The organism is Bradyrhizobium sp. MOS002, from assembly GCF_003020115.1.
Lineage (GTDB): Bacteria > Pseudomonadota > Alphaproteobacteria > Rhizobiales > Xanthobacteraceae > Bradyrhizobium.
In genome coordinates this window covers 1-24,091 of record NZ_PYFX01000034.1, presented here as the reverse complement: position 1 = coordinate 24,091, position 24,091 = coordinate 1, and the positions used below count along the sequence as shown (strand labels likewise).

Genomic DNA, 24,091 nt, shown 5'->3' with positions numbered 1-24,091 from the left:
CCGACGACCCGAGCGCTACCAGCAGAGCACGCCGATCAAAGGGGTCCCTTTTGGATGCCGCCAGGGGGTCCCAGTCGAACGCCGATTGACACCAGAACTCGCTCGACGAGTACACACGGTCAGAATAGATCGACGCGCTAGCGAAGCTACAATTTATTGGAAGCACAAAATCTCAGGCAACGTCGATCTGACCAAGTTTATGCGCCACTCCGTGCGTGCACATTCGTCCATCGAGGTGACGGCCAAACTCGACAGCTCAGCAATTCGACACATTTCAGCAGCTCTGCAAGCGGAGGTCGTTTCAGGATGACAGGCCATATTCGAAGGCGCGGCGAGCGTTCGTGGGAGTTGAAATACGATGTGGGCACCGATGCGAGCGGCAAGCGAAAGACGCGCTACGCAACCTTCAAAGGCACCAAGCGCGAGGCGGCGATCGAGCTCGCTAAGCTGGTCGCCGCGGCCGCGGCCGGCGAGCAAGTTGACCCTACGCGGATGACGCTTTCTGAATTTCTAGAGCGCTGGGAGCGAGACTGGGTGCAAGCCAACGTCTCCCCGAAGACGGCCGAGCGGTACGGTGATCTCCTGCGGCTACATGTACGGCCTCACATCGGTGCGACACGCATCCAGAAGCTACGGGCCGTGCACCTGACGGAACTGTACGGGAAGCTTAGCGCTGCTCTGGCTGCGCGAACCATTGGGCACGTCCACCGCGTCCTGCACCAAGCACTATCGCATGCCGTCAATTGGGATCTGCTCTCGACCAACCCTTCCGCCAAGGTGTCGCCGCCCAGGGTTGAGCAGGAGGAAGTCGAGATCCTGACGGCCACCGAGATCAGGGCTGTTCTTTCGAAGGCTCAGGGCCGGACCATCCACCGGATCGCCTCGCTGGCCCTCGCGACCGGCATGCGGCGGGGTGAGATCCTCGCCCTGCGATGGCAAGACGTCGACCTCGATCAATCGCGAATCACAGTGGCCCGCTCTCTTGAACAAACTGCCAAGGGATTGCGGTTCAAAGAGCCAAAGACGCGCCACGGGCGGCGAACGATCACCCTGCCCGCCTCTGCGGTCTCGGATCTCAGAGCCCACTGGAAGGCCCTCCAGGAGCTCAGGCTGGCACTCGGTGCCGGCAAGTCGCCGCCCGAGTCCCTGGTGTTCTCAGATCTGGACGGCGGCCCGCGCCGGCCCGACGGCATTTCCCAATCCTGGCGCAAAATCGCTGCGTCCGCGAAGGTAGAGGCCACGTTCCACAGCCTGCGGCATACCCATGCCAGCCATCTGATCGCGGCCAACGTTGACCTGCTGACAATAAGCCGTCGGCTGGGCCACGCCTCCCCAACGATCACGCTGGCCATTTATGGGCACCTGATGCCGCAGACCGACGAGAAGGCAGCCTTGGCCATTGAAGCCGCGATGACGCGCACAGACTGAGAACGAATTTCAGGCCCCACCGGTGGCAATCCGGTGGCAATAGCCAATTGAAAGCAGATGAGAGGACGCTAAGTTATTGAAATTCTGGCAGGAGTGGCAGGGCTCGAACCTGCGACCCCCGGTTTTGGAGACCGGTGCTCTACCAATTGAGCTACACTCCTACGGACCCTGCGTTGCCGCGCGGATCAGGCCGCTTTGAAGCACAGGGGGCGGCCGGATTGCAAGGGTGAAGCGCGCTGGCTTCGCTTGTTTGTGCCGCGCCTTCTGGGCCACAGTCCGCTCCGAATAATAACAAGCACCGGGAGTGCCCATGACTGCCCAAGCGTCCGCGACTGCCCACGCCTCTGCGACTGCCCAAGCGTCCGCACCAGCCGCCCACCGCCCCTCGACCGCACCGAAAACCCCGCCTCTGCCGGAATCCCGCCCCGAGACGCTGGGGCTGTCGCGTCCTCGCCTCGTGGCGATGTCGGATGCCTTCAAGCGCGAGATCGACAAGGGAACCGTTCCGGGCGTCACCGTGCTGGTGGCACGGCACGGTCAGGTCGGCTGGTTCGAGGCGCTCGGGAAACAGAGCCCGACGGACTCGGCGCCGATGGCGCATGATTCGATCTTCCGCATCTTCTCGATGACCAAGCCGATCGTGTCGGTCGGCATCATGGCGCTGGTCGAGGATGGTCGCCTGCTCCTTGCCGATCCCGTCGCGAAATTCATCCCGGAGTTCGCCGACCAAAAGGTCGGCGTGGTCAGCGGCGGCAAACTGGAACTGGTTCCGCCGAAACGCCCGATGACGGTGCAGGACCTGCTCCGCCACACCTCTGGCCTGACCTACGAGCACCAGGGCGACGGCCCCGTACACAAGATCTACCAGGACTCGCGGGTGCGCAGCCGCAAGATCACCAATGCCGAGCACGCCGCCCTGGTGGCGAGCTTCCCGCTGGTCTGCCATCCCGGCGACGAGTTCAACTACAGCCGCTCCACCGACATCCTCGGGCGCATCATCGAAATCGTCAGCGGCAAGTCGCTCGGCACGTACCTCGCTGAGCGCATCCTCGCGCCGCTTCAGATGACCGAGACCGCCTTCTCGACCTCTGAGGCCAATGCCAACAGGCTCGCCGAGCCGTTCGCGGCCGATCCCTGGACCGGCGACAAGGTCGCGCTGTTCGACATGCTCGAGCAGCCAATCATGGAGTCAGGCGGCGGCGGCCTCGTCTCCACCACCATGGACTATGCCCGCTTCGCGCTGATGCTGCGTAATGGCGGCACGCTCGACGGCAACAGGATCATCGGCCGCAAGACGCTGGAGCTGATGGCGTCCGATCATCTCGGACCTCACGTCGTGACCAACGGCACGCTGCTGTCGCCCGGCCATGGTTTCGGCCTCGGCTTCGCGGTGCGCCGCGAGGCCGGCATCGCCCCCTTCCCCGGCAGCGTCGGCCAGTTTTTCTGGAGCGGCATCGCCGGGACGTTCTTCTGGATCGATCCGAAGGAGGATCTGTTCGTCGTGTTCATGACCCAGGGCCCGGGGCAGCGCGATTTTACGCGAACGCTGGTGCGGGATCTGGTGTACGCGGCGGTGGATTGAGACGGCGCCGCTATGCGCAGCGCTGCATCCACTTTTTCGCTGTCATGCCCCGGCTTGACCGGGGCATCCAGTACGCCGCGGCGGATGTGGTGAGAGCGAGCTCTCCAACGAAGGCCGCGGAGTACTGGATCGCCCGCCTTCGCGGGCGATGACACCTATTGGGGCCTCAGCTGATCGTCGCGCCGCCGTCGATCACCATGGTCTGGCCGGTCATGAAGTCGCCGGCCTTCGAGCCCAGGAACACCGCGGCGCCCGCGATTTCATCGGGGATGCCGATGCGCAGCAGCGGCGAACGCGCGGTCGAGGCTTTCAGGTTCTCCGGATTGTCCCACAGCGCTTTCGCGAAATCGGTCTTGATCAGGCCGGGCGCGATGCAGTTCACGCGGATGTTGTGCGGGCCGTATTCGCAGGCCAGGTTGCGCGCGAGCTGCATGTCGGCGGCTTTCGAGATCGCGTAGGCGCCGAGGATGGTCGAGCCTTTCAGGCCGCCGATCGAGGAGACGATGATGATCGAGCCGTCCTTGCGCTCGATCATCTGCGGCACCACCATCGAGATCAGCCAATTGTTGGCGACGATGTTGTTGTCGAGAATTTTGCGGAACTGATCGTCGGAGATGCCGGCGAGCGGACCGTAATACGGGTTCGACGCGGCGTTGCAGACCAGCACGTCGATCTTGCCGAAGGCTCGGTTGCTCTCGTCGATGAGGTTTTGCAGATTTTCCTTCGACGAGATGTTGGCGGCGATCGCGACCGCGGTGCCCTTGCCGAACTTGTCGTTGATGCCCTTCGCGACCAGGTCGCAAACGTCGGCCTTGCGTGAGGAGATCACCACCTTGGCGCCGTGCTCGGCCATGCGCTCGGCGATCGCAAGCCCGATGCCGCGCGTCGAGCCCGTGATGACGGCGACTTTCCCCTTCATGTCGAACAAGGTCATGTTTCTCTCCCAGATTGATCTTTGTGTTTCATTGTCATTCCGGAGCGGCGAAGCCGAACCCGGAATCTCGAGATTCCGGGTCCGGTCCTGCGGACCGTCCCGGAATGACAGCTCACTCAGGCGAGCTTCTTGACTTCCGGTCCCGCGGGTTGATGCATCGCCGCATGCGCGTCGTCCGCGATCCACGGCTGCTGGTTCACCATCGGCAGCCGCCAGACATTGCGCTCGGGACTTGTGAAATAGTCGAGCCGCGTCACCGAGCAATTGTCGATATCGAACGCGAGCCCCCGCTCCGGCTGACCGTCGAGCGCCAGCCCCAGCGCCGCCTTGATGGTGCCGCCATGTGCGACCGCGATCACGTCCTGCCCGGCGGCCTCATTGTTGATCCGCTCGATGGTGCGGCGGGTGCGGTTATAGAGGTCCATGAAGCTTTCGCCGCCCGGCGCAGGCTCGTTGATGTCGGCAAACCAGCTCGAGCCGACGGGTCGGCTGGCGATGAACTCGGCGCGGTTCATGCCCTGCCAGCGGCCGAGGTTTTGTTCGGCGAGGTCCGCCTCCCATTTCATCGATGCAGGCCTCGGGAAGCCCGCCGCCCAGATCGCGGCGGCGGTCTGATGCGTGCGCATCAGATTGCTCGAATACCAGACCGCCTTGCGTGGCAGCACCTTGGCAACAGCATTGAAGACGTAGGTGTCGCTGGTGTCGCAGGCGAGATCGGACTGACCGTAGATGTTGCCGCCGTCATTGCGCACGGGCGCGTGACGGACCCACCACCACCGTGTCGTGACCACTTTGGGCTTGTCTGCACCAGCCATCGAAACCCTTCCATCCCGTTTGATGTCGCTGTACGTCAGTAGCGAACGTGTCTCAAGACACTTTACCGTTTGAAATCTTGTTTGAAATTCCGTCGCGCGGCAAGCGTCGCGTGCGAACCAAAGGGAGAAACCGCATGGGCCGTCTGCAAGGCAAATCCGTCATCATCACCGGTGCCGGCAGCGGCATCGGCCGCGCGGCTGCGCTGCTGTTCACCAAAGAAGGCGCCAGGCTGATCGCGGTCGATCGCACCGAGGCGGTGAAGGAGACGGTCGACGAGGTGAAGAAGGCCGGCGGTATCGCGGAAGCCATGATGGCGGATGCAGGCTCCGAAAAGGACGTCATGGCCGTGATCGACAAGGCGGTGAAGACGCACGGCCGGCTCGACGTGATCTGGGCCAATGCCGGCGTCTCCGGCGGACTCGTTCCGCTCGGCGAGCAGACCGTCGAGCAATGGCAAGAGGTTTTGCGCATCAATCTGATCGGGCCGTTTCTCGCGATCAAGCATGCGATGCCGCACATGGTGAAGCAGCAGTCCGGAGCGATCGTGCTGACCGCGTCCGTCGCGGGCCTCAAGGCCGGCGCCAGCGGTCATCCCTATGCCGCGAGCAAGGCCGGCGTCATCTCCCTGGTGCAGACCACGGCCTATTCGCTCACCGGCACCGGCGTGCGCATCAACGCGGTCTGCCCGGGCCTGATCGAGACCGGCATGACCAAGCCGATCTTCGACCGCGCCAAGGAGCGCGGCACCGCCGACAAGATCGGCCAGCTCAATCCGCTCAAGCGCCCGGGCCAGCCGCACGAGCTCGCCGCGATGGGATTGTTTTTGGCCAGCGACGAGGCGTCGTATGTCAACGGCCAGGCGTTCCCGGTTGACGGCGGCCTGACGGCCTCGATGCCGTATACGGGGAAGCCGGTTTAGCACTCAGTGTCGTCCCGGCGAAGGCCGGGACCCATACCGCGAGGTCTATCGGCTTGCGCACGGTGCCGATCCCGAACAACTGGTCTTCGCAAAACTGCTCCCTGTGGTTATGGGTCCCGGCCTTCGCCGGGACGACGGCGGAGAGATATTGAGCCAGGCTGATTCAGCACCGTCATTGCGAGCGCAGCGAAGCAATCCAGAGTCTTTCCGCGGCGACAGTCTCGATTGCTTCGCTACGCTCGCAATGACGGAGTCTGTGTGTGCTGCGTCGCGCTTCAATCCGCAATCCCATTTGCGGACACACCTTCGCCCTCTCGCGGCTCATTCCGCCCGAGCTTTGCTTGGTCGCCTCACCCTCAATGAAAGAGGGCGCAGGGAAGACCGGGTGCCGGCTGGCACCCGCGGTCCACTGTGCGCAGTTGTCGTGAACAAAATTGCACAGCGGCATACAGGTGAAGCCAAAACATCCGGCCTTCCCTGCGCTGTGGCTTTACGGCTTATGTCGTGCTCTCCCCGGGGAGCGATGCACTATTGCCCCCGTCGCCTTGCGGATGGCTGATGCGTGTGCCCGGTTAGGCAACCACATCACCGCAACGCTTGACGCACAGACCCCGGGCGTCAGGACCACACGATTTTGCCGTACGCCGATCACACCGGTCGTGTGCGCGACACTTTCGCTCACGGTTGCCCGCCCTGCGAAGCCTTCGCGCCGATGTGACTAACGTCCACCGCCGCCCGGCCCGCGTTCGTGACGATCGCGATACGCCCCTCTTCCTTGGGCCGGGTTGCGTCGAGACATACGTCGTTTCCGAATTTCGGTAAAGTGGAATATTTTTCGTGGTGTGCGTTGACCGACAATTTGGGTGTTTTGCCCGACAGGCAACACAAGGTCTCGTAGCCCGGATGAGCGAAGCGACATCCGGGATTCCTACCACGAGCCGTCCCGGGTATCGCTTCGCTCACCCGGGCTACGGGACTGACATGTTGATTTGCTCTACCAGAGGGGACGTTGGTATGGTTCGTGCAGGCACTTCAGCTTCCATCCCCCTGACAAGAACGTGAAAATGCAGAGCTCAAGACCCGACCGTATTCGTAAGCTGCTCGCCGACCTCGTCGGCTTCGACACGATCAGCGATCGCTCCAACTTGCCCCTGATCGCGCACATCGAGAGCTATCTCGCCACGCTCGGCGTCAAGGGCGAGCGCATCACCGACGAGACCGGGCAGAAGGCCTCGCTATGGGTCACCATTGGACCCGAGGACCGCCCCGGCCTGGTGCTGTCCGGCCATACCGACGTCGTGCCTGTCGTCGGCCAGGACTGGAGCCACGATCCGTTCAAACTCGTCGAACGCGACGGCAAGCTCTATGGCCGCGGCACCACCGACATGAAGGGATTCGTCGCGATGTGTCTCGCCATGGTGCCGGAGATGCTGGAGGCGAAGCTCGCAACGCCGATTCATCTGGCTATCTCCTATGACGAGGAGATCGGCTGCGTCGGCGTGCGGCCGATGCTGCGCGGGGTCGCAAAGAAACGGATCAAGCCGCTCGGCGCCTTCATCGGCGAGCCGACCGAGATGAAGGTCATCATCGGCCACAAGGGCAAGCATGGCGTGCGCGCGACGTTCAAGGGGCTCGCCCGCCACTCCTCGATTGCACCCGACGGCGTCAACGCCATCGAATACGCCGCGGAGCTGATCGTCGAGATTCGCCGTCGTGCGGTGGCGCTCGCAGCCGTGCGAGCGACCGACAGCCTCTACGACGTTCCGCATTCGACGCTACTCACCAGCATCGTGCATGGCGGCGCCGCGCTGAACATCGTGCCCGACACTTGCACGGTGGATTTCGAATGCCGCGGCATCGGCATCACCGAGTCGCGGGAGGTCACGGATGCGATCGTCGCCTGGGCCAAGGCGGAGATCGAGCCGGCGATGAAGGCCAGGCATCCGGAGTGCGGAATCGATTTCGAGGAAATCCTCGACTACCCCGCCCTCGACACCGCGGCCGATGCGACCATCGTCACGCTGGCCAAGAGCCTCGCGGGGCGCAACGATCACGCCAAGGTCGCGTTCGGCACCGAGGCGAGCCTGTTTGCCAGCATGGCTGATATCCCGTCCGTCGTGATCGGTCCCGGCTCGATCGCGCAGGCGCACACGCCGGACGAATTTATGGAAATGGCGGAGCTGGAGAAATGCGCGGGCTTCGTGGAGAAGCTAATCGCGCATTGTGTGGCGGGGTAAGGTGCATCCTCGTCATTGCGAGGAGCTCTTGCGACGAAGCAATCCAGACTGCCACCGTGCGAAGATTCTGGATTGCTTCGCCTCGCTCGCAATGACGAGCGTCTGGAGACACCCGTAGCCCGCATGAGCGTAGCGACATGCGGGACCGCCGTCCCGGATATCGCTGCGCTCATCCGGGCTACGAACTGCGGAGCAGCGCTACGCGCTGCGCCGCCTCCGGGAGACGAGAGCGGCGGACATCGCTCATCGCTCCTGCAATGCCAGCCGCACGCCGACGGCGCAGTAGATGGTCCCGACCACCTTGCCCTGCCATTTCACGACGGCTGGGTGGCGGCGTAGCAAATTGCCGAGACGGCCGGCGCCGACGGCGAACACCACCGTGCTGACGAGGCCGAGCAATACGAAGACAGCGCCGAACAGCGCGAGCTGCAGCGTCGTCGAGCCGTGTTCCGGACGGACGAACTGCGGCAGGAACGCAAGGAAGAACAGCGCGGTCTTCGGATTGAGCACTTCGGTCAGCACGGCCTGCCGGAATGCCCGCGCCGCGCTGATCGCGGGCGCGCCGCCATTCACCTCGAGCGGCGTCTTGTCGAGCATGGCGCGAATGCCGAGATAGATCAGGAAGGCTGCGCCCGCATATTTGACGACGCTGAACAGGAGCGCCGACGTTGCGATGATCGCAGAGAGGCCGACGATCGCCATGGTGGTGTGGACCACGTCACCAGCCGCAATTCCCGCGCCCGTCGCGATGCCGACCCTGGTTCCCGAGCTCGCGGCGCGCGCCATGGTGAGGAGCGTCGCCGGTCCGGGAATGAAGACGAAGCCGAGGACGATGAGGATGTAGGTGATGAGCGTGGTGTGGTCGATCATGCGGGCATCTCTCTCGTCATTCTGTCCCGTGTCCAGGCACGAGAGGAATGCAAGCAGAGGCGCGGCCGTCAGCCGCGCCTTCGGATTCCTTAAACCGCGCCCGCCTTCTGCGCGTATTCCCACGATGCCTTCGACAGCGGCACGGTGCGCTTGGCGGACTCCAGCGCCTTGGCATTCGCCGCGGTGCCGTCGCGGACACGGCCGGCGATTCCTTGCGTGATGCCGGCGAGGCGGAACAGGTTGTAAGCAAAATACCAGTTGAGATCGGGCACCGTCATCTTGGTGACGTTGCAATAGATCTGCGCGGCTTCTTCCACGCTCGGGATGTTGAGCGCCTTGAGGTCAGCGCCGTCCAGGCCGGGCATCACCCACTGCATCAGCAGATAGGTGAAGTCGGCCATGGGATCGCCGAGCGTCGACAATTCCCAATCGAGCACGGCCTGCACACGCGGTTCCGTCGCGTGGAAAATCATGTTGTCGAGGCGATAGTCGCCGTGGACGATGGAGACGCGCGCCTGCTCCGGCACGGTCTTCGGCAGCCATTCGGCGACCTTCTCGAACTCCGGAATGGTCTGGGTCTCGGACGCGCGGTACTGCTTGGTCCAGCGGTCGATCTGGCGCGCGAAATAATTGCCGGGCTTGCCGAAGTCGCCAAGACCGATTGCGACGGGATCGAACATATGGAGCTTGGCCAGCGTCTCGATCTTGCTGGTGAAGATCTTTCGACGATCTTCCGGCGTCTGGCTCGGCAGCGTCGGATCCCAGAACACCCGGCCGTCTTCCATCGACATGATGTAGAAGGCCGAACCGATGATGCTGTCGTCCTGGCACAGCGCATAGGCCTTCGCGACCGGAAAGCCCTGCTTTCCCAGCGCCGCGATCACCCGATATTCACGGTCAACCGCGTGCGCCGACGGCAGCAATTTGCCGAACGGTTTGCGACGCATCACATAGGAGCGGCTCGGCGTGTCGAGCCGATAGGTCGGGTTGGACTGGCCGCCCTTGAACTGGAGCACGACCAGCGGCCCCTCATAGCCTTCGACGTTGTCGCGCAGCCAGGCTTCGAGCCGCATCTCGTCGATGCGGTGACGCTCCTCGACCGGCTTGGTGCCCGAGAATTCTTCGTCTTTCCTGACGCCGTCAGCCAATGTGACGCTCCCTCATTTTTCTTTGTCCGTCATTCCGGGATGGTCCGAAGGACCAGACCCGGAATCTCGAGATTCCGGGTTCGATGCTACGCATTGCCCCGGAATGACGGTGAAGGGAGCGCCATCAGCTCCCCTATTTCAATGACTGGCAGAGTTTGCATACTTCCGAACCTCGAGCCTGGCAATGGCGCGATTGTGCACCTCGTCCGGGCCGTCGGCGAGACGGAGCGTGCGGATGTGGGCGTAGTCCTTGGCAAGGCCGGCTTCGTCCGACACGCCTGCGCCGCCAAACGCCTGGATCGCCTCGTCGATGATCTTCAGCGCCATGTTGGGGGCTGCGACCTTGATCATGGCGATCTCGGCCTGCGCGGTCTTGTTGCCGACCTTGTCCATCATGTCGGCCGCCTTGAGGCACAACAGCCGCGTCATCTCGATATTGGTGCGGGCCTCGCCAATGCGCTGCTCCCACACCGAATGCTCGACGATCCGCTTGCCGAAGGCGGTGCGCGAGGTCAGCCGCTTCACCATTTTCTCCAGCGCCTCCTCGGCCTTGCCGATGGTGCGCATGCAGTGATGGATACGGCCGGGACCGAGACGGCCCTGCGCGATCTCGAAGCCGCGGCCTTCGCCGAGCAGGATATTCTCCTTCGGCACCCGCACGTTCTCGAGCAGCACCTGGGCGTGGCCATGCGGCGCGTCGTCGAAGCCGAACACGGGCAGCATCTTCTCGACCTTGATGCCGGGGGTGTCGAGCGGAACCAGGATCTGCGACTGCTGCTGGTGCTTGGCCGCCTTGAAATCGGTCTTGCCCATCAGGATCGCGATCTTGCAGCGGGGATCGCCGACGCCGGACGACCACCATTTGCGGCCGTTGATGACGTAGTGGTCGCCGTCGCGCACGATGCTGGTCTCGATGTTGGTGGCGTCAGACGAGGCTACCGCCGGCTCCGTCATCAGGAAGGCGGAGCGGATCTCGCCGTCCATCAGCGGACGCAGCCATTTGCGCTTCTGCTCCTTGGAGCCGTAGCGCATGAACACTTCCATGTTGCCGGTGTCGGGCGCGGAACAATTGAAGACTTCCGAAGCCCAGGAGATGTGGCCCATCTGCTCCGACAGTAGCGCGTATTCGAGATTGGTCAGTCCCGCGCCGCGGAATTCATCGTCCTCATGCTCGTTCGGCGGCATGAACATATTCCAGAGGCCTTCGGCCTTCGCCTTCTTCTTGAGGTCTTCGAGAACCGGGATCACCTTCCAGCGTTCGCCGGCGCGATCCTGCTCATCATAGACCGGCACTGCCGGACGCACGTGCTTGGCCATGAAGGACCGCACGCGGTCGAGCCATTCCTTCTGCTTCGGCGACAGATCGAAATCCATGGGACGCTCCTCGTCTTGCCAACTCGTTTTGGCGAATTTGTTTGGCGAACTTGTTTTGCGCCGGACTGTCCACCCGCATTGTGCGACCCGCAAGTGCGAATGCGCGACTTGCGGAGGTCCCGGAACCCATTCGCGCGTTTGCGAACGACTCCCGATTGCGGATTGACTTTCCCGGCCTTCAAACGATAGTTTCATACAACTGTTTGAATTGCAACTCCCTCCCCGAGGGGCTCCCATGGCCAGCGATCATACCCGGACTGCCATTCTCGCCGCCGCCGAACGGCTCTATGCCGATCGCGGGTTCGGCGACGTGACGCTGCGCGACATCGTCGCGGAGGCCAATGTCAACCTCGCGGCGGTGAACTATCATTTCGGCTCGAAGGACGAGTTGATCGCGGAGCTGTTCGTGACACGCTCGATCGCGACCAACCGCGAGCGTTTGCGCGAGTTGAAGGCTGCGGAGGAGCAAGGCGGCGGCCGCGCGCCGATCGAAATGATCCTGCATGCCCTGGTCGGCCCGACGCTGCGCGGCTGCCTCGGCCCCGAGAACCAGCGCTCGACAGCGGCGCGCTTCATGATCCGCGCCTCGATCGAATCCGTGCCGCCGATCCGCCGCATCAAGAACCGCGAGATCGACCATTTGCGGAAATTCGCCGGCGCGATGCGCCGCGCCCTGCCCGACCGCAGCGACGTCGATATCTATTGGGGCCTGAATTTCGCGCTCGCCATGGCACACCACACCATCCGCGAGAGCGAGCGGCTGACGAAACTGTCGGAAGGCAAATGCGATCTCGACGACGTCGAGGACGTGGTCGCCCGCGTCGTCAGCGTGGCGACGATGGCGCTGACGGCGGGCAAGGCGGAGACGAAGGCGCCGTCAAAGGTGGCGGCGCGCTAACCTCACATCATCGCGATGCAGTCGATCTCGACGTCGAAGGGGCCGAACCATTCCGGCGTGCAGACGAGGATCCGCGCCGGCGGATCGTGCGGGAAATAGCGCGCATAGACGACGTTGAATGCGGCGAAGTGTTTTGTCGAGGTGCAGTAGACGTTGCACTTCATGACGTTGTCGAGCGAGGCGCCGGCCGCCTGAAGGCACAGCTTCATCTGCGCCATGACGAGCTCGCTCTGCCGTTCGATCGGCACCTCCGCGATCTCGCCCGTGTCGGGGTCGAACGGCGGCAGGCCGGAGACGAAGATCATGTTGCCGGCGCGCGTGACCGGCGAGACCGGGGCTTTCCGGCGATCGAGGAATGTCGAGATCGGTTCGACGCGGAGCGCTTCGCGCTTCATTTCGCGTTTCACTTCGAGATTCATGGGCGGCCACCTTCGGTTCAAGCGAGATGATGGCTTGCTACATCATCTAGCAGCCGTCATGCTTCGCTTCTGATCGAAGTTTGCCCGCCGAGCCGCCTAGGCGTGCTGCGGCATCTCCTCGGCCTCTTCCTTGGCGAGCAGCAGCAGCATCTCGATCCCCATGTCGCCTTCCTGCGGCGAGCGGATGAACTTTATTTCGTCGGCACTTTGCCGCAACGCGGCAACGATCGCGACGGCCTGGTTGGCCGTTGCCGCCTCGGTCGCCAGAATTGCCTTCTGGTTCTTGGCTTGAAACCCGATCGTGTAGGACATGCGTTCCCTCCCGGACTGAGTGGAAGGATCGAATCTGAGTCGCGCGCGGAGCGGAAGCCTGTGTGAGTACGGACCGGGATTATCTGGGGATGGCCCGCAAGCCTCAGGCAAGCCCGAGCATCGCACGTGCCTCGGCGGCGGTCGCCACGCTCGCGCCCAGGTTCTTGAGGATGCCTGCGGCATGCGCGACCAGCTCGGCATTGGTCTTCGCCAGCACGCCCTTGGACATATAGAGATTGTCCTCCATGCCGACGCGGACGTGGCCGCCGAGCAGCCACGCTTGCGCCACCATCGGGAATTCAGCGCGACCGATCCCGAAACCGGACCAGATCGCGCCCGGCGGCAACAGGCCGCGGGCATAGAACATCGTCTCGGGCGTGGCGGAGAAGCCGTATTTGACGCCGAGCACGAGTGAGAACAGGCCCGGTCCCTTCAGCGTGCCATCGGCAAGGAGATCGCGGGCGAGATGGCAGTCGCCGGAATCGAATAGCTCGATCTCCGGCAGCACGCCGGCCGCTTTCATCCGCTCAGCCATGATGCGGACATTGCGGGGCGTGTTGATCACGACCTCGCCGCCGGAATTCATGGTGTTGAGATCGAGCGTGCAGATGTCGGGCTTGAGCAGCTCGACATGTTCGACGCGCTTTTCGGGCTGGAGCAGCGTCGTGCCAGGACCGGCGACGCGGGGATCCTCGATGGAAGGAACAAACCGGCCGCCGGGGCCGGTGGTTAGGTTGATGACGAGACTTTTGTTGCGAGCGCGGATGCGATCCACCACCTCGCGGTAGAGATCGATCGACATCGAGGGCCGCCCCGTGGCGGGATCGCGGACATGGATATGGGCGATGGCGGCGCCGGCTTCGGCCGCTTCCAGCGCCGATGTCGCGATCTGCTCGGGCGTGATCCGCAGATACGGCGACTGCTCGGGTTTTGTCAGGTTGCCTGTGATGGCGCAGGTGATGATGGTTTTGGTGGGGGTCATGCGTGCTGTCCCTTGCTCGTCTGCGAGCCGGCTAGATAATACCCTGCTGCTTCAGCGTCTCGATCTTGCCGGCATCATAGCCGAGCTTGCCGCCGAGCACCTCCTGGGTGTGCTCACCGAGCAGCGGCGGGGCACGGTAATCCTTGATCGGGGTTTCCGAGAGCGTCAGCGCGTTGCGGATCAGCGAGAGGTCGGGCTGGAAGGGATGGTCGACCTTCACCCGCATGCCGCGCGACTGGACGTGGGGATCCGAAAACACCTGCTCGAAATTGTTGATCGGGCCGGAGGGCACGCCGGCCTCCTCCAGCTTGTTTAGCCAATAGGCCACCGGCTGCTTCAGGAACAGGCCGGCGAAGATCGCCATGATCTCCTTGCCGTGCACGACGCGGTCGTTGTTCTTGACGAAGCGCTTGTCGCTCGCGAGCTCGGGCGCGCCGAGCACGGCGCAGGTGCGCTGGAACTGGCCATCATTGCCGACCACCAGCATCAATTCGCCGTCGGTGCAGCGGAACACGCCGGCCGGCATGCCGCCATTGCCCCAGGTGCCGCGGCGCGGCGGCGTCTTGCCGTTGACGAGGTAGATCTGCAGCCAGTGCGACAACGACGCGATGACGGTGTCGAACAGGCAGACGTCGATATGCTGTCCGACGCCATCATTGGCGTCGCGATGGTAGAGCGCCGAGAGGATTCCGATCGAGGTGTTCATGCCGGTCATGTAGTCGACGATCGACGGGCCGACCTTCATCGGGCCCTCGCCGGGCTCGCCGTCGATATGGCCGGTGACGCTCATGAGGCCGCCCATCGCCTGCAGGATGGCGTCATAGCCGGCGCGCGGCGCGTAAGGCCCGGTCTGGCCGAAGCCGGTCACCGAGCAATAGATGATGCCGGGATTGATCGCCTTGATGGTGTCGTAGTCGAGGCCGTAGCGCTTGAGATCGCCGACCTTGTAGTTCTCCATGAAGACGTCGACGTCCTTGGCGAGCTCGCGGATGATCGCCTGCCCTTCGGGCTTGGCGATGTTGACCGTGACCGACTTCTTGTTGCGGTTGGCGCAGAGGTAAAACGAGTTGTTGTTGTTGGCCTTGCCCTCGGGGTCAGTCAGATACGGCGGGCCAAAGGCGCGCGCGTCGTCACCGGTGCCCGGCCGCTCGATCTTGATCACCTCCGCGCCCAAATCGCCCAGCATCTGGGCCGACAAGGGCCCGGCAAGCACACGGGTGAGGTCAAGGATCTTGATGCCTGAGAGCGGCAGGGCCGACATGTCGAATTCCTCCGGGAACTGGATCTTGGCGCGGCGCCGACATCGCGGGACGCGCTCCCTGCGGATACACCATTTTAGCGCTCTGAGCACTGCACTGGAGACATACGGCCATCCCCCCGCTCGCCCGGCGCAGGCCCGCGCGGTAATTTCCGCAGCGCGAATATTCTCAGGTCACGGCCGCTGCAGCGACCTGCGGCCGCCGGCGGCCGAGCAGGACCAGGATCAGCACCGTGGCGCAGGAGCAGATGAAGGTGAGACCGAGCGCGCCGCGGCTGCCGAACTGGGTGAGCAGGCCGACAAGGAGCGGGGGCGAGACCGCGGAGGCGAGATTGAGCGGCAGCGCAATCATCGACATCGCCTTGGCGAACTCGGCCTGATCGTAGAACACGAGCGGGATCGTCGCCCGCGCCACCGCCATCGCGCCGCTGCCGGCGCCATAGAGCAGGATGAAGGCTGCAACCGCCCAGGTCGCGCCCTCGCTCGTCATCAGCAACAGCATGGCGACCGGCAGCGCCGTGCCGGCGACGAGCCCGGTCGTGATTCCATCCCACCGCGCTCCGCCGAGAAAATCGAGCCCGCGGGCGCTGACCTGGATCACGCCCAGCATCGAGCCGAACGCAAGCGCCTGCGCCGGGGGAAGCCCCTCTGCCCGGAGCAACTCGATCATGATGGCGCCGATGCCGAAATTGACGAAGGCATTCGTCGTGATCGCGATGACGACGAGGCTGAAGGTGCTCTTCGGAATCGCGGGCGCGGCGGAAGGTTTTGCAGCCTCTGCACCGGCGCCCTTGACAATCTTCCGGCGCGGCGCACCGAACGCATAGAGCGGGAGCGAGACCAAGATCAGCATGGCAGCATAGACGAGGCACGTGCCGCGCCAGCTGAGATGGCCGCTGAGGAACGACGTCGTCGGCCAGAAGATGCTGCTCGACAGGCCCGTCACCAGCATCAGCGCGCCGATGGCGTTCTTGGCCTGCCGCCCGGCGACCTCATTCAGCATGATATAGGCGCCGGTCGACAGCGTGGCGCTGCCGCCCATGCCGAGGATGACCCAGGCCGCGAAATAGAGGATCGGCTCGCGCGCGAAGAATAGAACGATGTAGCCGGGCACGGCAACGACCGTGCCCACCATCATCACCTTGCGGGCGCCATGCCGCGCAAACGCCCTGGCGAGCCAGGGCGCGCACAGTCCCATGGTGACGTAGAGCACCGAGCTGCCCGCGAACACCGCCGGCAGGCTCAAGCCGAGATCGGCCGCAAGGTCGCGGCCAATGACGGCCGGAAGGCCGATCGTCCCCCATCCGATGAGTTGGGTAATCGCCAGCACCAGCAGGACCCCAATGAGCCTGCCGTCAGATTTCAAGAACCGCATTCCAATCGTCGCCTGCCCGGCAGGCGCCGATCACGCCTGTGACACCTGTCTTACCCGCAGACTCAGCGCACGGAAACGCCGGCCGTCGAATGGCAGCAGGCGCCCTGGAGCATGTCAGGAGGCGGCAGGAGCTCCCTGCCCCGCGAGCCCGAGCAGAGATCGCGCCTCGGCCGCAGTCGCGACGCGCCGGCCGTGGCGCGCGACAGCCTCACCGGCGATGACCACGAGCTCGGCGTTGCTGGCGGCGAGGTGCGCCTTGTCGATCCTGATATTGTCCTCGAGCCCGGTGCGGACCGCGTCGGCGCCCAGCGCGAGCGCCCAGCCCATGACCTCGGCCTGGTGGCGTCCGATCCCGGCTGCAGTCCACGTCGCCTTCGGGATCAGCCGCCTGAGCTCTCCCAACAGGATGTCGAGGACATGCTCGTCCGCGGGCATGGCGTTCTTGACGCCCATGACGAACCGCACGTGCGGACGCTGGTCGATCAGCCCCGCCTCGATCAGGCGGCGGGCGCCATGCAGATGCGACAGATCGAAGATCTCGATTTCCGGCCGGATGCCATTCGTCTTCATGCCGGTGGCGAGCGTCTCGACCAGCGCGGCGCTATTCTCGTAGATGATGGTCGGAAAGTTCACCGATCCCGTGGACAGCGAGGCCATGTCCGGCTTCAGGTAGAGCGACGATCCGCGCGCCGAGGATCGCGGCCCCGCCCGCCGGTCGAGAATTGAACGATCATGTCAGGACAGTGCTTTTTGATCCCCTCCTGCACCACGGCGAAACGCTCGGGATCGGAGGACGGCGTCTCGTCATCGTTGCGAACATGGATATGGGCGAGAGTGGCACCGGCTTCGAAGGCCTGGTGCGTCGATTCGATCTGTTCGAACGGCAGAATTGGGACCGCGGGATTGTCCTTCTTGCGGGGAACGGAGCCGGTGATAGCGACAGCGACGACGACGGGGTTCATTCTGCAACCTCATGATGATCGCGCTCGCGCGCGGAATTCGAGCAGGCAGTCAGGTAATGCCTCACACCCTGCCGCTGCAACCGTCCTCGATCGCAGCGGCATGGCTTCCTTGCGTCCAGTCAGGTCGGAATTGCGGCCGCGCCGCCCGCGGCCTCCGCACGCTGCCGCTCATAATCGGCCTGCGGCATCGGAACGGCCTTGGGATTGCCGAGGTCGTCGATGCTGACCCGATAGGTCTCTCGCGCCGTGACCGACGCCAGCGCCGCGATGACGGTGATGCCGAAGGCGATCGCCCCCACCGTCAGGGGAATGTTGGCCGAGCCGGGAGGCGCCACGATCGCAAACAAAGCCGGAAGCAATGCGGTGATGGTCGTGCCGATGTTCTGCGAGATCGCCATCGCAGACACGCGGGTTCGGGTCGGAAACAGTTCGGGGTAGAAACTCGGGAAGATCGCGTTGTAGCCCTGATAGACCACGCCCCACATCAAGAGCGACATCAGGATCGCCAGCGGCACGTTCCTGATGCTGATGGCATAGAGATAACCGAAAGCCAGCACGCCCGAGAGCAGCGCGCCGACGACGATCGGAGGCTTGCGGCCGACCTTGTCTGAGAGATTGCCGACGAACGGAATGACGAACACGGCCAGCATGTTTCCGAGCACCGGGATCCACAGATAGACATCCTTGGCGAAGCCGATGCCATAGGCCGGCTGCACCGCATAGGCCGCACCGAAGATGGTCGCAACCACAGGGATGACGTTCATCAGCGCCATGCAGATGACCCTGAGCATGTCGCGCCAGCTCAGCTTGATGGCCTGGACGATGGGCGCCCGCGGCGTTTCTCCCCGCTCGCCCTCGCGGGCAAAGGCAGGGGTCTCGTCGACTTCGCGACGGATGATGTAGCCCGCGACGATGACGAAGAAGCTGAGCAGGAAGGGAATCCGCCAGCCCCAGCTGTTGAAGGCCTCGGTCGGCATGTAGGCCGCCAACGGCAGGAACACCGCGGCCGCAAGAATTTGTCCGGCCTGCACGCCCTGAAGCGTAAAGCTCGCATAGAAGCCGCGCCGGCCGAACGGCGCGTGCTCCAGAATCATCGAGCTCGCGCCCGAGATTTCACCGGCCACGGCAAATCCCTGCACGAGGCGCAGAATGACGAGGAGAATTGGCGCGAGGATGCCGACCTGCTGGTAGGTCGGCAAGATACCCACCGCCATTGTCGAGAAGCCCATCAGGAACATGCAGACGATGAGAACCGTCTTTCGTCCATGGGTGTCGCCCCAATGTCCGAGGACGAAGGCGCCGATGGGACGAGCCACATAGCCGACGCCATAAGTCGCCAGCGACGCAACGATCGCGATGGCGGGATTCTCCGACGGGAAGAAGATCTGCGGGAAGATCAGCGACGCCGCGGTCGCGTAGATGAAGAAGTCATAATATTCGAGAGCCGACCCGATCCAGCCGCTCGCAGCGGCCTTCCTGGACTGACTCATGTGTCGGATCGCGGTCATCTCAAGATTCCTCCCTTGGGTTTTGCTGACGTCCCGTTGACGGGCTTCGCTCAAAATTGGGCAGCACTCTCCGAGCGCTCTGCGGAGTTTCGCGAGCGCTTGTCATTGCCGATGGGTGTCTGCTTGGTGGCGACGATAGGCTTTCGCCGGGCTAACACAATTACCCAGTTATGCGATAAACCTAACATGATGTTATTTTGCGGCGAGAGCCCGCGTGCCGCGCAAACGACTTGGCGAGCCTGGGCGCGCACGGCTCATCAAGACATAGAGAACGGAGGTCCCGGCGAACACCGCCGGCGAGCTCATGCCGAGATCGGCCGCGAGATCGCGTCCGACGATGGCGGGAAGACCTATTGCATCCCATCAAACAAGTTGGAGACCGCGAGCACCAGCAGGACGTCGGCGACCACTTTGCCAAGACGGATATCGTTGCGGCGGCGCAGTTGGCGACGGCCGGGGCAGCGACGTACCGGCCGAACAGAAAAGCCGCGGTGCAGCCGTCAGGCTGTATGGCCGGGATCGACGTGCTTCGGCGTTTTCTTGTCGCGTTGAGGTGTCATCTTGGCTGGATCCGGCGCATTCGGCACGCCGCGCGGCCCGAGCTGATCGCGCTGAATGTCGTCTTCGGAGCGGGAGGGCTCAACACCGTTCGGCTCACGGGACTTGGTCATCGCAGCCTCCTGAAGTGTTTTGCTCGAAGTGTCGCGTCAAATTCCCAGCGCGCTCTCGCCGGCTTCGCGGCCGGGCACGCTGACATGGACTTCGTGTCCCTCGCGAAGCGCCAGCGATGCTGCGGCAACCGCCGATTCGAACGCCGCTTCCTTGGTGGAGTATCTGTTCTTGACGTCGCCGTCGTGCAGCACGCCCCATTCGTCCTGCACCGGCACGATCGTGTATTGAGCAAGGCCCATGGTGTAACTCCTCGAGATCTATCGCTGCGTGAGCTGCGGGTGCGCCGCCGTCACGCGCCACACCGTGTTGCCGCTGTCATCGGCGACCAAGAGCGCGCCGGTCTTGTCGATGGCGACGCCGACGGGCCGCCCGCGCGCCTGGTTGTCGCTGTTGAGGAAGCCGGTGACGACGTCCTGAGGCGGACCACTCGGCTTGCCATCCGTGAACGGCACGAACACCACCTTGTAGCCGTTCAAGACCTGCCTGTTCCAACTGCCGTGCTCGCCGACGAACGCGCCGCCGCGATAGGCGGCCGGCAGACTCGCGCTCGTGTTGAAGGCCATGCCGAGGGGCGCGACATGCGAGCTCAGCGCGTAATCGGGTACGATCGCCTTGGCGACGAGGTCGGGGCGCTGCGGCTTGACGCGGGGATCGACGTGCTGGCCGTAATAGCTGTAGGGCCAGCCATAGAAGCCGCCGTCCTTCACCGATGTCATGTAGTCCGGCACGAGATCGGGGCCGAGTTCGTCGCGCTCGTTCACCACCGTCCACAGCGCCCCGGTCTGCGGTTCGAAGCTGAGGCCGTTGGGATTGCGCAAGCCGCTCGCGAAGATGCGCCAGCGGCCACTGGCACGGTCGATCTCGAGGATGGCGGCGCGATTGTGCTCGGCCTCCATGCCGTTCTCGGTGATGTTGCTGTTGGAGCCGACGCCGGCATACAGCTTCGAGCCGTCGGGGCTCGCGACCAGGCTCTTGGTCCAGTGATGGTCGATCGGTCCGCCCGGCAGCGGCGTCAGCACCGTGCCCGGGGCGGTGATCTTGGTATCACCCTCCGTGTACGGATATCTGACGATCGCATCGGTGTTGGCTACATAGAGATCGTTGCCAACCAGCGCGACACCGAACGGCGAATTGAGATGATCGAGGAAGACGGTTTGCGTGTCCGGCACGCCGTCGCCGTTGCTGTCGCGCAGCAGCGTGATGCGGTTGCTCTCGCCGGTGTCGCCGCCGGATGTCGCCCAGGACTCGACATATCCCATCACGATTTCCTTGGGCCGCTTGATCGGAGCGCCCTTCGGCGCCTTGGATTCCACCACCAGCACGTCGCCATTGGGAAGCACATAGATCGAGCGCGGATGCTGCAAGCCGGTCGCGAAGGCCTTGGCCTGCAATCCCTGCGCAACGGCCGGCGCCTCGTCCTTCTTCCAGCCGACGATGCGCGCGATGTGCATCGGCGGCAGCAGGTATTGCTGGATGTCGGGAAGCGTCGGGTTGGCGCCGGTTTGCGCCTTCGGATCGCCGCTGCCGTCGTTGCAGCCGGCCAGACACAGCAGCGAAGCACACAACAGTGCCCGAGCGATCGCGGAGTTCATCGCGCAACTCCCACGCCGTGGCGATACACCATGGCCCAGCCGAGCCAGCCGGTGACCGGCAGGATCAATACGGTGATGGCTGAAAGAACGAGCCCGGTCGGCCACACCGAGGTCCAGGCATCACGGGTGTGAATCAGGACGTTGACGACGGCGAGGACCAGCGCCAGCGCATTGCCGATCAGATGCGGCCACGCCGGGGGTTGCGCCCGCACCAGGCGGTTGCCGAGAAAATCGGTCAGGCCGGCGATGGCGGCCAGCACGCCGAAGATGACGCCGACGACCAGAAGCCAGGCGGAAAAATCCGCCCACATGATCTCGGCACTGACGACATAGGCAATGTCGGTCAGCAGCGCCCCGATGAAGCACGCGATCGGGATCGGCACCAGCATCGGATGAATCGGGTGGCCCGCGATTTGTGCGGTCGCGCGCACACGCACGTCTTGTTGCACGATTGGCCTCTTGTCAGGTCGCCGCCCCACCCCGGTGGAAAACACCTGCTTCCGGCGAAGGTTCCTGATCGTTGACCTCGGCGCCGCTGTGCCTCAACAGCGCTGCGGCATCCAAGCACTCACGAGAAACGACTGCCCGCTCCGGACCTCCGTGAGATGAACCTGCCCTTGAGGAGACTGCAGAGTGGACCAGCCTGGCGACGGCGTCTCCTTATCCAACCTCGAAGCTCGACGGGCGTCTCGCGGCGCCAGACCAAGCAAATCGAATCCCAAAACCGGCCGCCGAGGGCGAGCAGGAGCTGGAGCGGCGATGGTGGGCCATCGTGCTGTCCGGCCTCTCCGCCGGTCTTTCGATGGGATTGTCCCTGATCGTCCAAGGCGAGTTTCACGCGCTGATTTCCGACGAGGCCGTGGTGCTGGGACGGCAGCGGCTCTTCACCAGGACACGCTGACACCCATCGTTCTGGGAAACGTGGCTCTGGGGAAACGTGGAACTTCCCAGCCCCGCGCATGTTGTGGGCGATGAGTGATGCGGCGGCCAGCACAAGCGGGGCCGCCATTTCTTGCGCACGATCGCCCATCATCGAACTCAGGAGCCGGAAATGAGCCGCGGAATGCTATCGATGACCGCACTCTTGGGTATGCTCGCAATCGCCGGTTATCAAAATCGGGACAAGCTCGCCGACATGTTTCGCAGTGCTACCTCCGGTCAGCCGTCGGGTGCCAAGGATTCCCTGAGCGGCATGCTCGGCAATCTTGGCAGCCTTGTGGGAGGCGGCGGCGTCGGTTCGCTGCTGAACGGCGGGATCGGCGAGTTGCTCGAGCACTTCAGGCAGAACGGGCAAGGCGATACGGCTCAATCCTGGATCAATCAGGGGCCAAACCGCGAAGTCACCCCGCCCGAACTCCAGCAGGCTATCGGTCCGGATGTTCTTCAAAAACTGGAGCAGCAGACCGGCCTGTCTCAGCAGGAGATCCTCGACCGATTGTCGCGCGAGCTTCCTGCAGCGGTGGACAAATACACGCCGGACGGACGTCTTCCGGCGCAATCCGCGGGATAACACTCCTCAAGACTCGAGAAAAGATATGAGCATTATCTGGACGATCATCATCGGTTTCATCGCAGGCGTCATCGCGAAGTTCATCATGCCCGGCGACAACGAGCCCTCGGGTTTCATCCTGACTACGATCCTGGGGATAGTGGGTGCGTTCGTTGCGACCTATCTTGGCCAATCTCCGGGCTGGTATCGGCCCGGAGAAGGCGCAGGACTAGTGGGGGCAGTGGTAGGCGCCATCATCGTGCTTCTCATCTACGGTTTTGTGGCCGGTCGCAGCCGCCGGGCCATCTAACCAACGAACGGAATTCTTCGCGTTAGCGGAGAATTCGCCCGGCGCGAAAGGCGATCGGCACGATGAAATGGATGCTCGTTGTCCTGGTAGGAGGCATGACCCCGGTCAACACCGACCTGGTTTTCGACAAGTTCGCCGATTGCCTTGCCGCCGAGGAGCAGATGCGAAAGCACTATACGGACGCTTTCGAGGCCTGGGACCGATGGGCCGCAGCCAACATCGAGCGACGACGCGAATACACAAAGGTGCGCGACCTCCAAGCCAAACGCCTGCTCAGCAACATCGGTACGTGCGTTCCTCATGCGGGCGGCGAGGCCGCAGCGTCTCAGCAGCCGAGCAATCCGGCACCCTCTCCGCAAGCCGCACCCACGCCGCAGCCAAGTCCGAAAACGTGACGTTTGAACATCCCGAAAAGTAAAGGCTCCCGGTTTGCGACCGAGAGCCTTGCCGGCGCTAAGGCTCGCCGTGACCCAGCACTTGATAGGAACGAGTCCGACAAAGTCGGAATTGCAGCTGAGGGTCGGCCCGCTGCCGCCCAAAAGCCCTTTGCACCGCTGCTAACCCGAGACTTTTTAAGGAGATCAGCATTGAGCGACAGGACCGGCAATGAACCTGCACCCTTGGTGCTTTTCGGCGTGGCCATCATCCCGATCATGGCAGTATTGGCGTGGTTCGCCTTTTAGCTGAACCTTTTCCGCGATCGCGCGTCGTACAGTCGAAGCGTCCCTAAGCTTCACCCCTACCAGAAAGCCCCGCTTCCCCCAGCGGGGTTTCGCTGTCGGCGCTGCATCAACGCACCGATCTTTTCAAGCGCCCTTTTGGCTTGACCACTTTTTCCCGATCCAGCAGCCTAGACATGGGCAGGGTTTTGAGGAGGCACAATTGCCGAAAACCCTAGTGGAATTCAGAGCGCAGTGAGCTGCTGCCGGTTTGATGGACACCGAGATTGGGTGTTTTATCGAGCCAGAGGTGGGTCATGCAGAGACGGAAGTTCAGTCGAGAGTTC

At 63.5% G+C, this 24,091-nt stretch carries 24 protein-coding genes, 1 tRNA gene and 2 pseudogenes; 9 read left to right on the top strand and 18 right to left on the bottom strand.

From position 1 onward, the window contains the following. Positions 1–306 precede the first annotated feature (306 nt). Positions 307–1,428: a tyrosine-type recombinase/integrase gene (locus C7G41_RS35550; protein ID WP_106946883.1), complete on the top strand. Its 1,122-nt coding sequence runs from the start codon at positions 307–309 to the stop codon at positions 1,426–1,428. Between the two features lie 85 nt (positions 1,429–1,513). Here C7G41_RS35550 and C7G41_RS35545 read toward each other — a convergent pair. Continuing rightward, positions 1,514–1,589: transfer RNA gene (locus C7G41_RS35545), tRNA-Trp, on the bottom strand. 149 nt (positions 1,590–1,738) lie between these two features. Here C7G41_RS35545 and C7G41_RS35540 point away from each other — a divergent pair. After that, entirely contained in the window at positions 1,739–3,010 is a 1,272-nt protein-coding gene (locus C7G41_RS35540; RefSeq protein ID WP_106946882.1) for a serine hydrolase, read from the top strand. Between the two features lie 166 nt (positions 3,011–3,176). Here C7G41_RS35540 and C7G41_RS35535 read toward each other — a convergent pair whose 3' ends face one another. After that, entirely contained in the window at positions 3,177–3,944 is a 768-nt protein-coding gene (locus C7G41_RS35535; protein WP_106946881.1) for an SDR family NAD(P)-dependent oxidoreductase, read from the bottom strand. A 116-nt stretch (positions 3,945–4,060) separates the two neighbouring features. Next, complete coding sequence (locus C7G41_RS35530) at positions 4,061–4,759, bottom strand: histidine phosphatase family protein (protein ID WP_199198780.1); 699 nt, start codon at positions 4,757–4,759, stop codon at positions 4,061–4,063. A 134-nt stretch (positions 4,760–4,893) separates the two neighbouring features. Here C7G41_RS35530 and C7G41_RS35525 point away from each other — a divergent pair, with 134 nt between their 5' ends. Both C7G41_RS35525 and argE read left to right on the top strand, forming a co-directional pair. Next, the gene (locus C7G41_RS35525) at positions 4,894–5,679 is read left to right on the top strand and encodes an SDR family NAD(P)-dependent oxidoreductase (protein WP_106946879.1); all 786 of its coding nucleotides are present in this window, start codon (positions 4,894–4,896) and stop codon (positions 5,677–5,679) included. A gap of 1,064 nt (positions 5,680–6,743) precedes the next feature. Further along, on the top strand, positions 6,744–7,916 hold the full coding sequence (argE, locus tag C7G41_RS35510) for an acetylornithine deacetylase (protein ID WP_106946878.1): 1,173 nt from the start codon (positions 6,744–6,746) through the stop codon (positions 7,914–7,916). Between the two features lie 243 nt (positions 7,917–8,159). Here argE and C7G41_RS35505 read toward each other — a convergent pair whose 3' ends face one another. The 3 genes from C7G41_RS35505 to C7G41_RS35490 all read right to left on the bottom strand — a co-directional run bounded on the left by C7G41_RS35505 (position 8,160) and on the right by C7G41_RS35490 (position 11,308). Next, the gene (locus C7G41_RS35505) at positions 8,160–8,786 is read right to left on the bottom strand and encodes a LysE family translocator (protein ID WP_106946877.1); all 627 of its coding nucleotides are present in this window, start codon (positions 8,784–8,786) and stop codon (positions 8,160–8,162) included. An 89-nt stretch (positions 8,787–8,875) separates the two neighbouring features. After that, on the bottom strand, positions 8,876–9,934 hold the full coding sequence (locus tag C7G41_RS35500) for a phosphotransferase family protein (protein ID WP_106946876.1): 1,059 nt from the start codon (positions 9,932–9,934) through the stop codon (positions 8,876–8,878). A 138-nt stretch (positions 9,935–10,072) separates the two neighbouring features. Next, positions 10,073–11,308, bottom strand: a complete 1,236-nt coding sequence (locus C7G41_RS35490; RefSeq protein WP_106946875.1) for an acyl-CoA dehydrogenase family protein — start codon at positions 11,306–11,308, stop codon at positions 10,073–10,075. Positions 11,309–11,543: 235 nt separating this feature from the next. On the opposite strand from C7G41_RS35490, the gene C7G41_RS35485 reads away from it, so the two are divergent. Continuing rightward, entirely contained in the window at positions 11,544–12,206 is a 663-nt protein-coding gene (locus tag C7G41_RS35485) for a TetR/AcrR family transcriptional regulator (RefSeq protein WP_106946874.1), read from the top strand. 2 nt (positions 12,207–12,208) lie between these two features. Here the strand turns inward: C7G41_RS35485 and C7G41_RS35480 are convergent, their stop codons facing one another. The 12 genes and pseudogenes from C7G41_RS35480 to C7G41_RS35430 form a co-directional block, all read right to left on the bottom strand. Continuing rightward, positions 12,209–12,601 carry a RidA family protein gene (locus C7G41_RS35480; protein WP_199198781.1) on the bottom strand — a complete coding sequence of 131 codons (393 nt, stop codon included), beginning with the start codon at positions 12,599–12,601 and terminating at the stop codon, positions 12,209–12,211. 120 nt (positions 12,602–12,721) lie between these two features. Further along, positions 12,722–12,937 carry a hypothetical protein gene (locus C7G41_RS35475; RefSeq protein WP_007602925.1) on the bottom strand — a complete coding sequence of 72 codons (216 nt, stop codon included), beginning with the start codon at positions 12,935–12,937 and terminating at the stop codon, positions 12,722–12,724. 103 nt (positions 12,938–13,040) lie between these two features. Further along, positions 13,041–13,919, bottom strand: a complete 879-nt coding sequence (locus tag C7G41_RS35470; protein ID WP_106946872.1) for a 3-keto-5-aminohexanoate cleavage protein — start codon at positions 13,917–13,919, stop codon at positions 13,041–13,043. A 31-nt stretch (positions 13,920–13,950) separates the two neighbouring features. After that, a complete protein-coding gene (locus C7G41_RS35465; RefSeq protein ID WP_106946871.1) occupies positions 13,951–15,180 on the bottom strand; it encodes a CaiB/BaiF CoA-transferase family protein in 1,230 nt (409 codons plus the stop codon). 166 nt (positions 15,181–15,346) lie between these two features. Beyond that, a complete protein-coding gene (locus tag C7G41_RS35460) occupies positions 15,347–16,552 on the bottom strand; it encodes an MFS transporter (RefSeq protein WP_106946870.1) in 1,206 nt (401 codons plus the stop codon). A gap of 114 nt (positions 16,553–16,666) precedes the next feature. Beyond that, a pseudogene (locus tag C7G41_RS35455) lies at positions 16,667–17,514 on the bottom strand (3-keto-5-aminohexanoate cleavage protein). 119 nt (positions 17,515–17,633) lie between these two features. Then, positions 17,634–19,022, bottom strand: a complete 1,389-nt coding sequence (locus C7G41_RS35450; RefSeq protein WP_106946869.1) for an MFS transporter — start codon at positions 19,020–19,022, stop codon at positions 17,634–17,636. Between the two features lie 199 nt (positions 19,023–19,221). Next, positions 19,222–19,432, bottom strand: a pseudogene (locus C7G41_RS38575) (MFS transporter); the annotation flags it as partial. A 90-nt stretch (positions 19,433–19,522) separates the two neighbouring features. Continuing rightward, the gene (locus C7G41_RS38075; protein ID WP_199198779.1) at positions 19,523–19,693 is read right to left on the bottom strand and encodes a hypothetical protein; all 171 of its coding nucleotides are present in this window, start codon (positions 19,691–19,693) and stop codon (positions 19,523–19,525) included. Between the two features lie 36 nt (positions 19,694–19,729). Next, entirely contained in the window at positions 19,730–19,933 is a 204-nt protein-coding gene (locus C7G41_RS35440) for a hypothetical protein (protein WP_106946868.1), read from the bottom strand. Between the two features lie 18 nt (positions 19,934–19,951). Beyond that, positions 19,952–21,286 (bottom strand): sorbosone dehydrogenase family protein, encoded by a 1,335-nt coding sequence (locus tag C7G41_RS35435; protein ID WP_106946867.1) that lies wholly within the window; start codon positions 21,284–21,286, stop codon positions 19,952–19,954. After that, entirely contained in the window at positions 21,283–21,735 is a 453-nt protein-coding gene (locus tag C7G41_RS35430) for a DUF2231 domain-containing protein (RefSeq protein ID WP_106946866.1), read from the bottom strand. Before C7G41_RS35430 ends, C7G41_RS35435 begins: the two co-directional genes overlap by 4 nt. A gap of 323 nt (positions 21,736–22,058) precedes the next feature. On the opposite strand from C7G41_RS35430, the gene C7G41_RS38930 reads away from it, so the two are divergent. The 4 genes from C7G41_RS38930 to C7G41_RS35410 all read left to right on the top strand — a co-directional run bounded on the left by C7G41_RS38930 (position 22,059) and on the right by C7G41_RS35410 (position 23,480). After that, positions 22,059–22,187: a hypothetical protein gene (locus C7G41_RS38930; RefSeq protein ID WP_306768089.1), complete on the top strand. Its 129-nt coding sequence runs from the start codon at positions 22,059–22,061 to the stop codon at positions 22,185–22,187. A 150-nt stretch (positions 22,188–22,337) separates the two neighbouring features. Continuing rightward, positions 22,338–22,796: a YidB family protein gene (locus tag C7G41_RS35420; RefSeq protein ID WP_106946865.1), complete on the top strand. Its 459-nt coding sequence runs from the start codon at positions 22,338–22,340 to the stop codon at positions 22,794–22,796. Positions 22,797–22,821: 25 nt separating this feature from the next. Continuing rightward, a complete protein-coding gene (locus C7G41_RS35415) occupies positions 22,822–23,085 on the top strand; it encodes a GlsB/YeaQ/YmgE family stress response membrane protein (RefSeq protein ID WP_106946864.1) in 264 nt (87 codons plus the stop codon). Positions 23,086–23,147: 62 nt separating this feature from the next. Further along, positions 23,148–23,480, top strand: coding sequence for a hypothetical protein (locus tag C7G41_RS35410; RefSeq protein ID WP_106946863.1), 333 nt, complete (start codon positions 23,148–23,150; stop codon positions 23,478–23,480). Positions 23,481–24,091 lie beyond the last annotated feature (611 nt).

Coding starts and splice junctions, on each gene's coding strand:
- C7G41_RS35470 (WP_106946872.1), bottom strand. CDS start 13,919: ATGACCCCCACCAAAACCATCATCACCTGCGCCATCACAGGCAACCTG.
- C7G41_RS38075 (WP_199198779.1), bottom strand. CDS start 19,693: ATGACCAAGTCCCGTGAGCCGAACGGTGTTGAGCCCTCCCGCTCCGAA.
- C7G41_RS35550 (WP_106946883.1), top strand. CDS start 307: ATGACAGGCCATATTCGAAGGCGCGGCGAGCGTTCGTGGGAGTTGAAA.
- C7G41_RS35415 (WP_106946864.1), top strand. CDS start 22,822: ATGAGCATTATCTGGACGATCATCATCGGTTTCATCGCAGGCGTCATC.
- C7G41_RS35525 (WP_106946879.1), top strand. CDS start 4,894: ATGGGCCGTCTGCAAGGCAAATCCGTCATCATCACCGGTGCCGGCAGC.
- C7G41_RS35490 (WP_106946875.1), bottom strand. CDS start 11,308: ATGGATTTCGATCTGTCGCCGAAGCAGAAGGAATGGCTCGACCGCGTG.
- C7G41_RS35465 (WP_106946871.1), bottom strand. CDS start 15,180: ATGTCGGCCCTGCCGCTCTCAGGCATCAAGATCCTTGACCTCACCCGT.
- C7G41_RS35420 (WP_106946865.1), top strand. CDS start 22,338: ATGAGCCGCGGAATGCTATCGATGACCGCACTCTTGGGTATGCTCGCA.
- C7G41_RS35535 (WP_106946881.1), bottom strand. CDS start 3,944: ATGACCTTGTTCGACATGAAGGGGAAAGTCGCCGTCATCACGGGCTCG.
- C7G41_RS35475 (WP_007602925.1), bottom strand. CDS start 12,937: ATGTCCTACACGATCGGGTTTCAAGCCAAGAACCAGAAGGCAATTCTG.
- C7G41_RS35435 (WP_106946867.1), bottom strand. CDS start 21,286: ATGAACTCCGCGATCGCTCGGGCACTGTTGTGTGCTTCGCTGCTGTGT.
- C7G41_RS35480 (WP_199198781.1), bottom strand. CDS start 12,601: ATGAAGCGCGAAGCGCTCCGCGTCGAACCGATCTCGACATTCCTCGAT.
- C7G41_RS35485 (WP_106946874.1), top strand. CDS start 11,544: ATGGCCAGCGATCATACCCGGACTGCCATTCTCGCCGCCGCCGAACGG.
- C7G41_RS35440 (WP_106946868.1), bottom strand. CDS start 19,933: ATGGGCCTTGCTCAATACACGATCGTGCCGGTGCAGGACGAATGGGGC.
- C7G41_RS35410 (WP_106946863.1), top strand. CDS start 23,148: ATGAAATGGATGCTCGTTGTCCTGGTAGGAGGCATGACCCCGGTCAAC.
- C7G41_RS35530 (WP_199198780.1), bottom strand. CDS start 4,759: ATGGCTGGTGCAGACAAGCCCAAAGTGGTCACGACACGGTGGTGGTGG.
- C7G41_RS35460 (WP_106946870.1), bottom strand. CDS start 16,552: ATGCGGTTCTTGAAATCTGACGGCAGGCTCATTGGGGTCCTGCTGGTG.
- C7G41_RS35450 (WP_106946869.1), bottom strand. CDS start 19,022: ATGACCGCGATCCGACACATGAGTCAGTCCAGGAAGGCCGCTGCGAGC.
- C7G41_RS35540 (WP_106946882.1), top strand. CDS start 1,739: ATGACTGCCCAAGCGTCCGCGACTGCCCACGCCTCTGCGACTGCCCAA.
- C7G41_RS35505 (WP_106946877.1), bottom strand. CDS start 8,786: ATGATCGACCACACCACGCTCATCACCTACATCCTCATCGTCCTCGGC.
- argE (WP_106946878.1), top strand. CDS start 6,744: ATGCAGAGCTCAAGACCCGACCGTATTCGTAAGCTGCTCGCCGACCTC.